We start from the raw sequence: 14,326 nt of genomic DNA, 5'->3' as shown, positions 1-14,326 counted from the left end.
TAACTAAATAACGTCAGGACTCAGGCCTTGAAGCAGCGCTGATAGACCTGATCCAGCAGACCCAGCAGCAGAACACGTTCCGCATCCGACAGATGGGCCATCACGTCCCGTTCCGTCTCTTCCAGATTGGCGAACAACTGATCCAGGGCGTCCCGTCCCTTTGGCGTCACCACCAGTTCATAATAGCGCCGATCGTTGGTGGACCGGCGGCGTTCAGCCCAGCCACGCCCTTCTAGATCGTCAACAATCTGCACCGTCGCCGACTTGTCCAACCCCACCTCCCGCGACAGGAGGTTTTGGGAAATCCCAGGGTTTGCCGAGATTATGGCCAGCGAACTGAACAATCCGGAGCGAAGGTTCCATTCCGCATTACGGGCAGAGAAATTGCGTGACAGGTGGTTCTGGATACGGCGCAGCCGGAAGCCGATGAAATCACCCAGTCGGCCCAGGTCAATCTCCGGCTGGTCGGCCGCATCGATCTTGTCATTCGCCATGGTCATCATCGGAAAGGGAGCAGGATTTGCACAAAACCTTGATACCGTATGCTGATCACTCTGTCCGCAAATTCCGTTCTCGGGGATCGCATTCAGAAAATTAGATAGTTGTGAATATCAACCGTCTATGTTATGAACAATAACGAAAGGCAAGAGTGCCTTCAGACGGGGCAAAGAACCCCGCCCGCACATCCAGGGAGGATGAAATGTTCCAGAAGTGGACGCCTCGCGGCGCCGCGCCCATTGCGCTGGCCGTCGGTCTTTACGCTATCCCCGCCATGGCCCAGGCTCAGCAGGCCGCTGCCCCCATCGTGCTGGAAGAGATCATCGTGACGGCGGAGCGCCGTTCCACGAACCTTCAGGACACGCCCATCGCCATCACGGCCCTGACCGCCGAGGATCTGCGCGAAAAGGGTGTTGTCGATCTGAAGGGTGTGGCCGACGCCACCCCGAATTTCCAGATGACCACCTCTGGCAACGGTTCCGGCGGCAGCAATTTCGCGCAGCTGTTCATCCGTGGCGTCGGGCAGCCGGACTTCATCATCACCAAGGACCCGGCGGTCGGCATTTATATCGACGGCGTGTATCTGGCGCGCGCGCCCGGTGCGGTTCTGGAACTACTGGATATTGAACGGGTGGAAGTACTGCGCGGGCCGCAGGGCACGCTATTCGGCAAGAATACGTCGGGCGGTGCGCTGAATATCAGCACCAAGGCCCCGAGTGATGAGTTTGGCGGCGTGGCCGAACTGCGCGTCGGCAATTACGGCCGTATGGACGTCGGTGGTTCCGTCAATGTGCCGCTGGTCGAAGACAAGCTGGCGCTGCGGGTCAGCGCCCTTTCGCGCGATCAGGATGGCTATTACAAGCGTCTGCTGCCGTCTGCCGACGGCACGAAGCGCAACGGCAATGACGTGAATGTCCGCAGCGGCCGCGCAACCCTGGCCTGGACGCCGACCGATACGCTGCAGGTGACACTGTCGGGCGACGTGACCCGTGAACGGCAGGCCGCGACCGATTATCAGGCGGTCGGTATTTTCAATACTGCCGCGGCAGCCCCGAATATCGAGCTGTATAACCGCGTCGTGCTGGCCCCGCAGGGCCTAACCTATGACAATCGCTGGGTAGCGCCCAAGCCCTGGACAACCTATTCCACTTCCACCAGCTACGCCAATTCCGATGTCTGGGGCGTGTCCGGCGTGGTGGATTGGGACCCCGGTGTGATCGGGGTGAAGTCCATCACCGCTTATCGTGACCTGGATGTGCGCAGCAAGGCCGATGCCGACGGTACCCCCGCCGATATCGTGGCGTCTGCTGGCATCAGCGTGCAGCAGCACCAGTTCAGCCAGGAATTCCAGTTCAGTGGTGACGCCTTTGACGATCGCCTGAACTGGCTGGTCGGCCTTTGGTACTTTGAGGAAAAGGCCCAGGATACGCAGTCCTCGCGTCAGTTGGTGGGCTTGGTTGAGGCGTTGCGTGCGGCGCCCAACCGGTCCATCGCTCCGCCGGGCGTGGCGGCATCAACCTGCCCTGCCACCGGGACCGGTCCGGCCAGTTGCCTGGGTGGTGCCAATAACGCCAACAATCTGCGCTATGACCAGATGCGCCTGGGCAACCGCTGGCTGGATGGCTCTTCCTATGCCGCCTTTGCCCATGCTGGATACAAAGTCACGGATGCGTTCAGCCTGACCGCCGGCGCTCGTATCAGCAAGGAGAAGAAGGACTTTCGGTATTACGAGGTCCGACCGCTCCAGAACAATCTGGTCAGCTTCAACAATGTCACGGCGGGCGACACCTGGGACGTGTTTACGCCGAAGCTGGGTGCGGAATACAAGTTCGACAGCAACATGATGGCCTATGTCTCCTGGTCCAAGGGGTTCAAGGCCGGTGGCGTGAATGGTCGCCCGACCCGCGCCGACCTGTTCAACACCTTCGATCCGGAAAAGCTGACGGCTTATGAGGCCGGGTTCAAGGGCGACTTCTTCGACCGCCGCCTGCGCCTGAACCTGGCCGCCTATTTCAGCGAATATAATGACATCCAGATCACCCGAAACACCACCGACAGCACGGGTGCCTTCATCCGCCTGGAAACCAACGGAGGCGATGGGGAGATCAAGGGTCTGGAAGCCGAGGCGACTGCTCTGCTGGCCGAGGGTCTGACCCTGCAGGCGGGCCTGGGCTATACCGACTTCAAGTTCACCAAGCTGCTGCCGCAGCAGGCCACGGCGGGCACGATACTGCTGAGCCTTAAGAACGAACTGCCCTTCGTGCCAAAATTCACCGGCAATCTGGGCCTGACTTACGAAGTGCCGGTATCGGCGGACGGTGCGGCGGTTCGCCTTCGTGGTGACTGGCGTCATTCCAGCAGCTATTTCATCGATATCGACAATACCGCCGCCGTGGCCCAGGACGCCTATGACGTCTTCGACGGGCGTATCACCTTCGTGCCCGCCGCCGGTGGCTGGGAATTGTTCTTAGCCATGAGCAACATAGGGAATAAAGCCGTGATCGCCAATGGTGTGGCTTCCCCCGCCAATGGCAACCAAATGGTCACCTACAAGCCACCGCGCATGACCTATGGCGGCATACGGGTGACGTTCTGATACGAATACAGCCCTTCCAAGCGCCTCTGCTCTCGTCATCCCGGTGAAAGCCGGGACCCAGGAGCCACGGGCACTTGCGGTCTGGATTGCTTCGCTGGACGCTGCTGACAGTGTGGGCACTTGGCTCCTGGGTCCCGGCTTTCACCGGGATGACGAGAATGAGCGATAAGGGGGAAGCGCATCTTGGTTCAACGCTTTGATAAACCGCCCTCATCCGGTGGCGGGCTGCTGACCCGGATTTCTTTTATGCTGGGGGCTGCCGGCCTGTTGATGGCCATGTCGGCGGATGCCATTGCGGTGCTGGGCCGGCATGTAGGCTTCACCCTGCTGGGTGCCATTGAGGTGGTGCAGGCCAGTGTGGTCCTGGCGGCATCTGCGGCCATGGTGGGGGCCACCCTGTCCGGTGCCCATGCCCGCGTTCACATCCTCATCGAACGGCTGGGGCCGACCTGGCACCAGCGCTACGACCGGGCATCGGATTTGGCCTGCTGCCTGTTCTTCCTGTTTCTTGCCGCCGGGTCGGCCTGGGTCGCAGCGGACCTGTGGAGTGGGTTTGAGGTGACGGAAATCCTGGGCCTGCCGCTGCGCTGGCTGCGCGTCGTGTGGATCGGTTCCTGCCTGCTGATCGCCGTTCTGTTCCTGATGCGTGCGCTGGGCAAGGGAGGCAACCATGAGTCCTGAGATTTGGGGTGCCCTGGGCATCGTCGCGCTGCTTGCCCTGCTGACGCTGGGGCTGCCCATCGGCGTGGCGCTGGCCGCTGTCGGGGCTGGCGGTATCGCCATCCTTGTCACGCCGGAAGCGGCATTGATCAAGGCCGGGGTGGTGGCATTCGAGACCATAGCTAAGTATGAACTAGGCGTATTGCCGCTGTTCCTGCTGATGGCACACCTATGCTTCGCGGCGGGTGCAAGCCGCGATTTCTTTGACGCGGCGGCCCGGTTCATCGGACACCGGCCCGGCGGTCTGGCTCTTGCCTCCATCGCCGGCTGCGCCGGGTTCGGGGCGATCAGTGGGTCCAGCCTGGCAACCGCCGCCACCATCGGGTCGGTAGCGCTGCCGGAGATGCGCAAACACAATTACTCTCCGGCATTTGCTACTGGGGCGCTGGCTGCCGGCGGTACCTTGGGCGCGCTAATCCCACCATCCGGGGCGCTGATCGTGTTCGGTATCATCGCCGAACAATCCATCGGCCGCCTGTTCGCCGCCGCCGTAATCCCCGGCCTAAGCCAAGCCCTGTTCTACATGATCGGCATCTATATTCTGTGCCGCATCTGGCCCGAGTTGGGGCCGAAGACGGCGCGGGTGCCTTGGCGGGAGCGGCTGCCGGCCCTGCGTCGCATCATCGATATCGTGGCCCTGGTCATGTTCGTGGTCGGCGGCCTAATGGTCGGCTGGTTCACGCCAACGGAGGCGGCATCGGTGGGGGCGGCGGGTTCCTTCCTGCTCTGTGCCATCCGTGGTGCGCTGACACGCGCCGCCATGACCAAGGCCCTGTCGGACACTTTGCGTACCACCGGTATGATCTATGTGGTCATCATCGGCGCCATCCTGTTTTCCACCTTCGTCAGCCTGACGGGCATCACCGGGCACATGTCGGCGCTGGTCGCCGATCTCGATGCAGGGCCGCTGGCCGCCGTTCTGGTCATGACCTTGCTGCTGCTGGTGCTTGGGTCGTTCCTGGATGGACTGGCGCTGATGCTGCTGACGGCACCGATCTTTCTGCCCATCATCATCGATCTGGGCCTTTCGCCCATCTGGTTCGGTATCTTCCTGGTGCGGACCATGGAGATCGGGTTCGTGCACCCGCCGCTGGGCCTGAATTGCTACGTCATCCATGGCATCGCCAAGGATATTCCGCTGGGTACCATCTTCCGGGGCATCGTGCCCTTCCTCGCCATCGATTTCGTGCATCTGGCAGTCATCATCGCCTTTCCGGCGGTGACTCTGTGGCTGCCCAAGGTGCTGGGAGCATGACGATGGCTAAGCGTCTGAAACAACTGCTGGCCACCTGCGCCCTGCTTGCCCTGTCCGCCTGTGGCGGCAAGGAGGAGGCACCCGGCACCATCACCCTATCCTATGCCAGCCCCTACCCGCCCGGCCACCCGTTCAGCAAGGCCGACATTGAATGGATGAAGGCCGTCACGGAGAAATCCGGCGGCAAACTGGTGATTAAGCCCTTCTGGTCAGGATCGCTGATTACCTCGGACCAGAGCATGGTGGAAATCCGTCATGGCGTGGCCGATATCGGTTTGATCACGCCGATCTATGCCAGAGGCGGGGCGCACGCGCTGCGCGGACAGGCCGGGTTCTATGGCGGGATCAAGGATCTGCCCGATCAGGTCGCTATCTATAAATGCCTGGAAGCCGCCTTCCCGGTGTTCAGCCAGGAATTGCAGGGTCTACATGTCCTGGCCGTCCAGGGCGGCAACTTCCCCGGTGTCCTGACGCGGCACAAGCCGATTGAGAAGCTGGAGGATTTGCGTGGTCTACGCCTGCGCGCCCAGACAGAGGCACTGGGCGTACTGCGAGACCTGGGCGCCGATCCCGTCAATATGCCCATGGGAGAGGTGTATTCAGCCCTGGCCAAGGGTGTGATCGACGGGGTGGTGGCCCCTGTCGACACGGTTCATTCCCTGCATTTCGGGGAAGTGGCCTCATACTTCACCGGCCTGCATTTCGACCGTGGCGCCTATCCGGCCCGTGCCATGTCGGATAAGGCCTGGCAACGCCTGACGCCGGAACTGCGCCAAGTACTGAAAGAGGCGCAGCCGATCTGGGAAGCCGCGTTGTCGCGCCAGATTTTGAATGCCGAGGATCGCGGCATGGAGAAGGGCAAGGCGCTGGGCATGCGCATCACCAACGCCCTGCCCCCGGCGGATCAGGAGCGGTTCCGGGCGCTATATGCGGAGAATGCCCGTCGCATCGCCGATGAGCTGTCGCATTTCAACGTCGATGGCCGGCCGATCCTGGCCCATGCCCAGGAATTGATCTCGGCGCGAGCGCGGGGGGAAACACCCGCCTGTTTCAACAGCCAAACGGAGCAATCGCCATGACACGCGAAGGCCCCCTGTCTGGGCTGCGGATTGCCGATTTCAGTTGGGTCGGTGCCGGCCCGCGCGCCACCAAGGATCTGGCCGACTACGGCGCCACCGTCATCAAGGTGGAAAGTGCCAAGCGCCTGGACCTTGGCCGACTGTCGCCGCCCTTCAAGGATGGAAAGCGCCACCATGACGCGTCCGCCTTCTTCGCCATCACCAATACCGGCAAGCAGGGCATCACCATCAACCTGAACGACCCGCGTGGTATCGAGGTGGCGAAGAAACTGGTCGCCTGGGCCGATGTGGTGGTGGAGAATTTCGGCAAGGGTTACATGGACCGCATCGGCCTGTCCTGGGACACGCTGAAATCCATCAAGCCGGACATCATCCAGCTGTCGGTCAGCGTGGCCGGACGCACTGGCCCCCTGTCGGACCTGCGTGGTTATGGCAATTCGGCGGCTGCTTTGTCCGGTTTCGCTGCCCTGTCCGGCTGGCCCGACCGGGGGCCGCATATGGCGCCGTTTGCCTATGGCGACGTGGTGGCGCCGATGATGGCGACGGTGGCCGTGCTGGCCGCCCTGGAACACCGAAGGGTGACGGGAGAGGGCCAGCATCTGGACGTGTCGCAGGTGGAACCGATGATGCTGGTCACGTCGGACTGTCTGGCCGACGGACAGCGCGGGATCGAGCCACGGCGCGGCAATGACGATCCACGCATGGAACCGCACGGCCTGTTCCCATGTCGTGGCCCCGATCAATGGTGCGCTATTGCCGCGCGCGATGATGGCGATTGGCAAATCGTGGCCGGGCTGGCGGGGATTGATGATCAACGATTTGCCACGCTTGAAGGCCGCAAGGCCCATGCGGCGCACCTGCGTGCCCTGCTGTCCGCCTGGACACGGACGCAAGACAAGCACAGGCTGGCCGACCATCTGTCCGCCGCCGGCGTGCCGGCGGAGGCGGTGAATGACGGGCGCGATGTCTTCACCGACGCCGAACTGGAACGCGCCGGCCACTACTACCGCGTCCACCATGACAGGTTGGGCGACTGTGAGATGCCGGGGCCGCCCCTGCGCTTTTCCGATGCCGCCATCCATGTCGGCCCGCCGCCGCTGTTGGGCGGGGACAATCGCGCGGTCTTCGTGGACCTGCTGGGCATGGACCCGGCCGAGGTTGACGAACTGACTGCTTCCGGCGCGCTGGCATGAGGGGATTGATGATGCTGAACCATCTGATCATCATCGACGCGACGGGCGAACTGGGCACGCTGGCGGGCCATATGCTGGCGCAACTGGGCGCATCGGTAACGCGGTTGGTCCCGGCGGAGGGCGAGAAGGCCGATCCGGTGTGGAACCGGGCCAAAAGCTGCGTGGCGCTGGAAGATGCTGACCTGCCTTCCCTGCTGTCGGGTGCCGATATCCTGCTGCGCAACGGGCCGCTGCCGGGGGTAGAGCCTGCGGATTATCCGGGTCTTATCGATGTGCTGCTGACGCCATTTGCCTGCACGGACCGCCCGGCCACCGACCTGACCTTGATGGCGCGGTCGGGCCTGCTGCATATCGGCGGTGATCCCGACCGCGAACCGCTGCGCCTTCCGGGGCAGCAAGCCTATGCGTTGGGTGCCATTCAGGCGGTGATCGGGGCGCTGACGGCACTGCATGCCCGTAAGGACAAGGGACAGCGCGTCACGGTTTCCGCCTATCAGTCGGCGGTGCTGGCCAATTACCGGGAACCGGTGATGTGGGACTGGGCCGGAAAGGTCGGCGGGCGGCAGGGCAATCTGCTGGTGCGCGGCAAGTCAGGTGTCAATCAGGTCTGGAAGGTGGCCGATGGCTGGGTCACCTGGGCCTTGGTCGACAATCCCGGCATGATGCGCGCCATGGTCGCCCTGATGACGGCGGACAATATGGCCGGACCGCTGGCCGGGGTGGATTGGGAGAATATCCTGGTCGCCGATCTGCCGCAGGAAACGCTGAAGGAATGGGAAAAAGTGGTGGGGGCGTTCTTCTCCACCAAGACCCGCGCCTTCCTGGCCTACCAGTCGAACCGGCATGGCATGGGCCTGTCGGCCATCGACGAACCGGATGATGTGCTGAACAGCGCGCATCACGCGGCACGCGGGGCCTTCACCGACTTTGCCGATCCCGTGTCGGGCCGCACCATCCGCGTGCCCGGCCCCCTGTTCCGGACCAGCCGGGAGGTTGCGCGATGAACGGCCCGCTTTCCGGCCTGAATGTGGTCGATTTTTCCAAGTTCCTGCCCGGTCCTTATTGCTCCTGGATGCTGGGCAATCTGGGCGCCGATATCATCCGGGTGGAAAACCCGCGCGAGTTGGCCAAGCAGGCGCAGGTGTTCGGCTGGGACAAGCTGGATGATGACGCCCGCGCTGACTTGCGCGCCCGTGACATCTATGCCCGCAACAAGCGCAGCCTGGTCATTGATCCCGGTCACGCCGACGCTCGGCCGGTGATCGAGGCGCTGGTGGCGAAGGCCGACATATTGGTGGAGGATTATCGGCCGGGCGTGATGGAGAGCATGGGGTATGGTGCCGCCGCCATGCTGGAGCTGAACCCGGGGCTGGTCTATGCGTCCGTCACCCTGTGCGGGCAGACGGGCCCGTACCGGGATAAGCCGGGGCATGATCCGGTGGCCCTGGCCATTGCCGGCGCCCTGTCACGCATCGGCGAAGACCCGGCCAGGCCAAGCTTCCCTGGCGTGCCTGTGGCCGATCTGTTAAGCGGGTCGAACGCCGTCATCGGCATCCTGTCTGCCATCATCGCACGGGGCGTAACGGGCCGCGGCCAGCATGTCGATGTGGCCATGTCCGACGCCTCACTGGCCCTGATCGCCAGCACGATTTCCCGCAATCCCGACCTCTCGAAGGTGCCGGGGCGCGGCAAGCGGCGGGCCGACAGCGGCATCTGGGAAACGGCGGACGGGCGTTTCATCACCACCACCGACATGGAACCCCGCTACTGGCAGCGTTTCTGCGTGGCCATGGGCCGCCCGGACTTCGCCCCCTTGCAGATGGATATCAGCCGACGAGGGGAAATCGCGGACGCCCTGGCCGCCATCTTCCGCAGCAAGACCTTGGCCGAATGGCTGGAAATCCTGGCGGCGGCGGATACGCAGTTCGCCCCCGTGCATGACCTGCCCGACGCCCTGTCCGATCCGCATAACCGGTCGCGCGGCATGGTGTTCGAGGTGCCGTTGCCCGGCGGCGGCACCGCGCCACATATCGGCCTGCCCATCCGCCTGTCCGATACCCCCGCCGCCACGCCGCGACCCGCGGCCCCGGCGGGCGGCGACAGCGACACCATTCTGGCCGGCATCGGCCTTTCCCCCACCGACATCCAGTCCCTGCGCGACAAGGGCGCCCTGTACGCCCGTCAAGGATCACGAGCATGAGCACGACCGAGAACAGCCAGCAGCGCCCCCTGGAAGGACTGCGTGTCCTGGACTTGACCCGCGCCCTGGCAGGACCCTATGCCACCTTGTTGCTGGCGGGGCTAGGGGCAGAGGTGATCAAGCTGGAAGACCCAGTCGGGGGCGATCTGGCACGAGACAACAGCCCCTATGTAGGGCGCGACGGGGTGGTGGTGGAACGCCGTCATGCAGACGATATCTCTATCTCCCACCTGACCCGCGCGCGCGGCAAGCATGGCATCAGCCTGAACTTGAAGCACCCGGAAGCCAAGACGGTGTTCGCCGATCTGGTGAAAGGCTGTGACATCGTGGTGGAGAATTTCACCAGCGGCACTGCCGACCGACTGGGCGTGGGTTATGACGCCGCTAAGGCTGCCAATCCGCGCGTGATCTATTGTTCCCTCTCCGGCTTTGGCGCCAACGGGTCGGAAGGTGGAAAGGCCATGGATGTGATCATCCAGGCCCTGTCGGGCGCCATGTACACGTCGGGTGCGCCGGGAGAACCGCCGGTACGGATGGGCGTACCCATGGCCGACATGCTGGCCCCCGTCTTTGCCGTCATTGGCATCCTGGCGGCATTGGAACAGCGGCATCGGACTGGCGTGGGGCAGCATATTGATGTGTCGATGCTGGGCGCGCTGACCTCCTTCGTCGCCATCGAGAACTGGTCCGCCATGGCCGCCGCCGGCATGCCGTCGCGCACGGGCCTGACAGTACAGCGCCTGTCGCCCTTTGGCGTTTTCGAATGCGCCGATGGCTACATCGCACTGGTCGCGGTGCATGACAAGCTGGCCGCCGGCCTGTTCCGCGCCATGGGACAGGTGGAACTGCTCCAGCACCCGCAATTTGCCACCCGCGACGCCCGCGTCGCCAATGCCACCGAACTGGAGGCGCGGATCAATGGCTGGTCGCGACAATTACCGGTGGTCGATGTCGTGGCAGCCCTGGAGGCCCAAGGCGTGCCTGTGGCGCCTGTGCGCCATCCGGAGGATGCGCTGGTCGACCCGCGTGTGATGGCCCGCAACGAGACGATGCCCATCGCCCATCCCAGCTACAGCTCCGACATCGACCTGCGGACGGCGGGCATCCCGATCCTGTTCTCCGGCGCGCGCACCGGGTTTGATCCCGTGTTGCCCGTGGCCATCGGGGAGCATAACAGCGACGTCTATGCCCGCCTGACGGGCTACAGTGCTGAACAGTTGGAAAGCCTGAAGCGGCAAGGGGTGATCTGATGGCCCGCCATCCCACCCTTGCGCCGCTGCTGACTGCCGCCGATGATCCCGCCGGAACGCTTGAGGCGCTGCGAGGTCAGGGATACCGGCCCCTGCGCTTGCTGGGCGTGGACGGTCCTCGCGCCTTGGTGCGGGCGGCTGGGTTGCTGCCTGTCCGGCTGGTACCAACGACAGCACCGACGCCGATGATGGATGCGCTGATGGGCGGAGCTGGCCTGTCGGTCCGGGGCAAGTCACTGCTGGAACAGCTGGTGGGGGACGGGGCCCGACCCGACCCGATCCTGATCACCAGTGCGGATAATGAACAGCCACAGGTCTTCGCCGCCCTGCGCGAACTGGCACGGGAGGCGGGGAACCGCCTGGGGCCGGTGCATTTCCTGGACCTGCTGCATGGCGGGGGAGAACAGGCAGCCCGATATAACGCCGTCCGTTTCACACAATTGCGGGAATGGCTGGCCGGTCTGGGCACGCCTGTGGGCGATGTCGCGCAGGCGGAGAAGGATGAGGCCCGGCTGCGGGTGCTGTTAGCACAGGCCTTGGGCCTGCGCCGGGCAGGACAGCTGACGGGTGCGGAGGCTGTACGGATCGTGGCCGCCTCCGCCATCCTGCCGCCAGAGCAGGTGGAAGCGTCATTATCGGCCCTTCTTGCCGATCCACCGCCGCCGGTTACGGCCGCCCAAACGCTCTTCCTGACCGGCAGCACACAAGAGGATTTCCGACTTTATGACGGACTGGAAGCGGCTGGCACGCTTGTGGTGGGCGAAGCACAGGATTGGGGACGCCCCTGGTGCGCTGGCGTCACGCCATTGGCCCGACGCAGCCCCGATGATCCCCATACCCTCATCGCTGCCGCGCGGGCGGCTGGTGCAACGGCCCTGCTGCACGCCATGCGCCCCGGCGACGAAGCCGCGCCCTGGGACGTAAAGCCATTACGAGCCGCCTGTACCGCTATCGGCCTGCAGTTCTTGGCCGTCACCTGGGACGGTAACGGGCAAATGCCCCCTGCCCTCACCACTTTCCTGGCTGACCCTGTAGCCCCGGTCACGCCACCCGCCCCCGCGTCATCCCCCAACCCAGACCGCCCAGGCGGGGGACGCGCAGCCTTGAAGCCACCGACGCGAAGCCGCAAATCGCTGTCTGCCGTCGCCAACTTCGGGCAGTTTCAGCGGGACTGGTTTGCGGCCTTGCGCGAACAGGTGGCGGCGGGCGCGCCCCTGGCGGTCGTCAATGCCAATGCGCCGCAGGAAATCCTGCGCGCTATGGACATTCCCTTTGTCGTGAACCAGTGGTGGGCGTCCATCGTGGCCGCGAAACAGCAATCAGGCCGCTATTTCAGTCTGTTGCGCGACCGTGACTATCCGGCGGATGTGGAGGCTTACAGCGCGCAGGGGCTGGCCGCCGCATTTGACGATGATACCGAAAACGCCCCCTGGGGCGGTCTGCCCAGACCGGATTTCCTGGCCGCCGTCACCGGTACCGATGCCACCGCCCGCATCTTCCGCCAATGGGCGATGGAGACTGGGGCAGACCTGTACCTCTATCAGCGCAGTTTCGACAGCCGCTGGCAAATCCCCACCGATTGGTGGGAAGACCTTCCCGGCGATTGGGATCAGCATCTGGAACCGGAACGCCTAAACCTGATGGAAGGGGAACTGCGTGCTCATGTGGCGCGGCTGGAAACGGCAACGGGCAAGCGGTTCGATCCCGACCGTTTTGCAGAGGTCATGGATCTGGTGAATGAGCAGGAGGAATGGTACCGCCGCACCCGCGACCTGATCGCCGCCACACACCCTGCCCCGGTCAGCATCGTTGATACGATGCCCGCCACCATGGTGCCGCAATGGCATCGCGGCTCCATTTGGGCCCGCGATGCCGCGAAAGCGCTTTATGAGGAAGTGGCCGCCCGCGCGGCAGCGGGTGACGCTGCTTGCCCCAATGAACGTGTGCGTCTGATGTGGGTAGGGCGTGGCCTTTGGAGCGACATGGCCTTTTACCAGCGCTGGGAGGAAAGCCATGGCGCGGTCTTCGTCTGCTCCATGTATCTGTCGTTGGCCGCCGACGGTTATATCCGCCATCACGACCGGGGTCGTGATCCCATACGGGCCTTGGCGGCCCGTTTCGTCACCATGGGCGATGAATTGCGCATGCCCACCTGGGCCGGGGCCTGGCATGTGCGCGATGCCCGCATCCATGGGGTCCACGGGGCAGTGGCCTTGACCGACGCCGATCCATTTGTGCTGCGGGCGCTTGAGGAAGCGGGCATCCCCGTGCTGCGCCTGGACCTGGATAATTACAATCAGGAAAGTGCGGATGCAGCCGCCGTCGACAGGGCCGTGACCCGGTTCATCGAGGGGCTTCAGACCTAACCCGCCTATCATTGCAATTGCCGCAAGCCTTGATGTCAGGCAGAAGGGGACCATTCCTTCGGCGAGTAAGGGGCGGACTTGTGGTATGGATGATTTGAGGGCGCGCGCTTCACGGCTACAGGATATCGCCCGGCAGGCCGGCGTTTCGGTTTCCACCGTATCGCGGGCATTGAGCGGCAGCAGTGCCGTGAATGCCGAAACCCGGCGCCGTATCCGTGAACTGGCGGAGGCGGCGCAGTATGACGCGCCCCCTCGCCGCGCAAGGCATACGGCAGGCGGCGACCGGCCATCCGTGATGGTGGTGATGCCAGCCGCCCATGCCGGCGGACAGACGGTAGACCCGTTCAGCCTGGGTCTGGTCGGCGGGATCAGCCTTGCCATGCGCGAACGGGGGCTGGACCTGACCATCGGCCATGCCACCCCGGTTGATCAGCGCGGGCTGGCCGATCTGCTCGACAGCAGCCAGGTCGACGGGATGATCTTCCTGGGGCAGAGCCAGTTGCACGAGGCTTTGAACCGCCTGTTCCGCGATGGCCGGCGCTTCGTAGTCTGGGGTGCGGTGGCACCTGATCAGGACTATTGCTCCGTCGGCAGTGACAATGGTCGGGGTGGATATCGCGCCGCGCATCATTTGGCCCGCCTGGGGCGCAAACGCATCGCCTTTCTGGGCGACACTCATACGATCGAGCTTGCACAGCGTCATCAAGGCTATGTGAACGCGTTGCGGGAGGCGGGCTTGGCACCCGACCCCCGCCTGCACCGGCGCTGCCGCTTGGTGCCCGATGCCGCAGTGGAGGCGGTGGATGATCTGTTGGATCAGGGGGTGGCATTCGATGCCATTGTGGCTGTCAGCGATCTGGTCGCCATCGGTGCCATTCGCGCGCTGAACCGGCGCGGTCTGTCGGTACCGCACGACGTCGCCGTCGTCGGCTATGACGATATCGAAATTGCGGCCCATGCCCACCCGGCCCTGACCACGATCCGCCAGGATACCGCCAAGGCCGGGCGCTTGCTGGTGGCAAAGCTGCTGCGCCTGCTGGCCGGTGATCAGGCCATGTCGGAAAGGCTCAGTACCGATCTGATCGTCCGGGAATCCTGTGGCGCCTGATTTTTTGCAGATTATTTGTTGCAATTGCAGCGCCCCTTACCCCACCTTCACGGCAAGGCGG

The 14,326-nt window shown here is 64.0% G+C and carries 11 protein-coding genes; 10 read left to right on the top strand and 1 reads right to left on the bottom strand.

From position 1 onward, the window contains the following. Positions 1–20: 20 nt before the first annotated feature. Entirely contained in the window at positions 21–494 is a 474-nt protein-coding gene (locus C0V82_RS19005) for a MarR family winged helix-turn-helix transcriptional regulator (protein ID WP_199772534.1), read from the bottom strand. A 206-nt stretch (positions 495–700) separates the two neighbouring features. Between C0V82_RS19005 and C0V82_RS19000 the strand changes: the two genes are divergently transcribed. The 10 genes from C0V82_RS19000 to C0V82_RS18955 all read left to right on the top strand — a co-directional run bounded on the left by C0V82_RS19000 (position 701) and on the right by C0V82_RS18955 (position 14,265). Beyond that, a complete protein-coding gene (locus tag C0V82_RS19000) occupies positions 701–3,094 on the top strand; it encodes a TonB-dependent receptor (RefSeq protein WP_102113991.1) in 2,394 nt (797 codons plus the stop codon). Between the two features lie 246 nt (positions 3,095–3,340). Continuing rightward, a complete protein-coding gene (locus C0V82_RS18995) occupies positions 3,341–3,775 on the top strand; it encodes a TRAP transporter small permease subunit (RefSeq protein ID WP_102113990.1) in 435 nt (144 codons plus the stop codon). Continuing rightward, positions 3,765–5,069 (top strand): TRAP transporter large permease, encoded by a 1,305-nt coding sequence (locus C0V82_RS18990; protein WP_102113989.1) that lies wholly within the window; start codon positions 3,765–3,767, stop codon positions 5,067–5,069. Before C0V82_RS18995 ends, C0V82_RS18990 begins: the two co-directional genes overlap by 11 nt. Before the next feature lie 2 nt (positions 5,070–5,071). Continuing rightward, positions 5,072–6,148, top strand: a complete 1,077-nt coding sequence (gene dctP, locus C0V82_RS18985) for a TRAP transporter substrate-binding protein DctP (protein WP_158660053.1) — start codon at positions 5,072–5,074, stop codon at positions 6,146–6,148. Beyond that, complete coding sequence (locus tag C0V82_RS18980) at positions 6,145–7,341, top strand: CaiB/BaiF CoA transferase family protein (protein ID WP_102113987.1); 1,197 nt, start codon at positions 6,145–6,147, stop codon at positions 7,339–7,341. Before dctP ends, C0V82_RS18980 begins: the two co-directional genes overlap by 4 nt. Before the next feature lie 8 nt (positions 7,342–7,349). Beyond that, entirely contained in the window at positions 7,350–8,345 is a 996-nt protein-coding gene (locus C0V82_RS18975) for a CoA transferase (protein ID WP_102113986.1), read from the top strand. Next, positions 8,342–9,541, top strand: coding sequence for a CaiB/BaiF CoA transferase family protein (locus C0V82_RS18970; RefSeq protein ID WP_102113985.1), 1,200 nt, complete (start codon positions 8,342–8,344; stop codon positions 9,539–9,541). Before C0V82_RS18975 ends, C0V82_RS18970 begins: the two co-directional genes overlap by 4 nt. Continuing rightward, positions 9,538–10,791: a CaiB/BaiF CoA transferase family protein gene (locus C0V82_RS18965; protein ID WP_102113984.1), complete on the top strand. Its 1,254-nt coding sequence runs from the start codon at positions 9,538–9,540 to the stop codon at positions 10,789–10,791. The genes C0V82_RS18970 and C0V82_RS18965 overlap by 4 nt, the downstream gene beginning before the upstream one ends. Next, the gene (locus C0V82_RS18960; protein ID WP_199772533.1) at positions 10,791–13,157 is read left to right on the top strand and encodes a 2-hydroxyacyl-CoA dehydratase family protein; all 2,367 of its coding nucleotides are present in this window, start codon (positions 10,791–10,793) and stop codon (positions 13,155–13,157) included. Before C0V82_RS18965 ends, C0V82_RS18960 begins: the two co-directional genes overlap by 1 nt. A gap of 85 nt (positions 13,158–13,242) precedes the next feature. Then, positions 13,243–14,265, top strand: a complete 1,023-nt coding sequence (locus tag C0V82_RS18955) for a substrate-binding domain-containing protein (RefSeq protein WP_199772532.1) — start codon at positions 13,243–13,245, stop codon at positions 14,263–14,265. Positions 14,266–14,326 lie beyond the last annotated feature (61 nt).

Source organism: Niveispirillum cyanobacteriorum (assembly GCF_002868735.1).
In the GTDB taxonomy this organism is placed as follows: domain Bacteria; phylum Pseudomonadota; class Alphaproteobacteria; order Azospirillales; family Azospirillaceae; genus Niveispirillum; species Niveispirillum cyanobacteriorum.
The sequence above is the reverse complement of the archived record's forward strand: the minus strand, read 5'-3'. Positions and strand labels throughout refer to the sequence as shown.

Bases quoted from the DNA above. Each gene is read 5' to 3' on its own strand.
- C0V82_RS18980 (WP_102113987.1), top strand. From the start codon at position 6,145: ATGACACGCGAAGGCCCCCTGTCTGGGCTGCGGATTGCCGATTTCAGT.
- C0V82_RS19005 (WP_199772534.1), bottom strand. From the start codon at position 494: ATGGCGAATGACAAGATCGATGCGGCCGACCAGCCGGAGATTGACCTG.
- C0V82_RS19000 (WP_102113991.1), top strand. From the start codon at position 701: ATGTTCCAGAAGTGGACGCCTCGCGGCGCCGCGCCCATTGCGCTGGCC.
- C0V82_RS18960 (WP_199772533.1), top strand. From the start codon at position 10,791: ATGGCCCGCCATCCCACCCTTGCGCCGCTGCTGACTGCCGCCGATGAT.
- C0V82_RS18975 (WP_102113986.1), top strand. From the start codon at position 7,350: ATGATGCTGAACCATCTGATCATCATCGACGCGACGGGCGAACTGGGC.
- C0V82_RS18990 (WP_102113989.1), top strand. From the start codon at position 3,765: ATGAGTCCTGAGATTTGGGGTGCCCTGGGCATCGTCGCGCTGCTTGCC.
- C0V82_RS18955 (WP_199772532.1), top strand. From the start codon at position 13,243: ATGGATGATTTGAGGGCGCGCGCTTCACGGCTACAGGATATCGCCCGG.
- C0V82_RS18995 (WP_102113990.1), top strand. From the start codon at position 3,341: ATGCTGGGGGCTGCCGGCCTGTTGATGGCCATGTCGGCGGATGCCATT.
- C0V82_RS18970 (WP_102113985.1), top strand. From the start codon at position 8,342: ATGAACGGCCCGCTTTCCGGCCTGAATGTGGTCGATTTTTCCAAGTTC.
- dctP (WP_158660053.1), top strand. From the start codon at position 5,072: ATGGCTAAGCGTCTGAAACAACTGCTGGCCACCTGCGCCCTGCTTGCC.
- C0V82_RS18965 (WP_102113984.1), top strand. From the start codon at position 9,538: ATGAGCACGACCGAGAACAGCCAGCAGCGCCCCCTGGAAGGACTGCGT.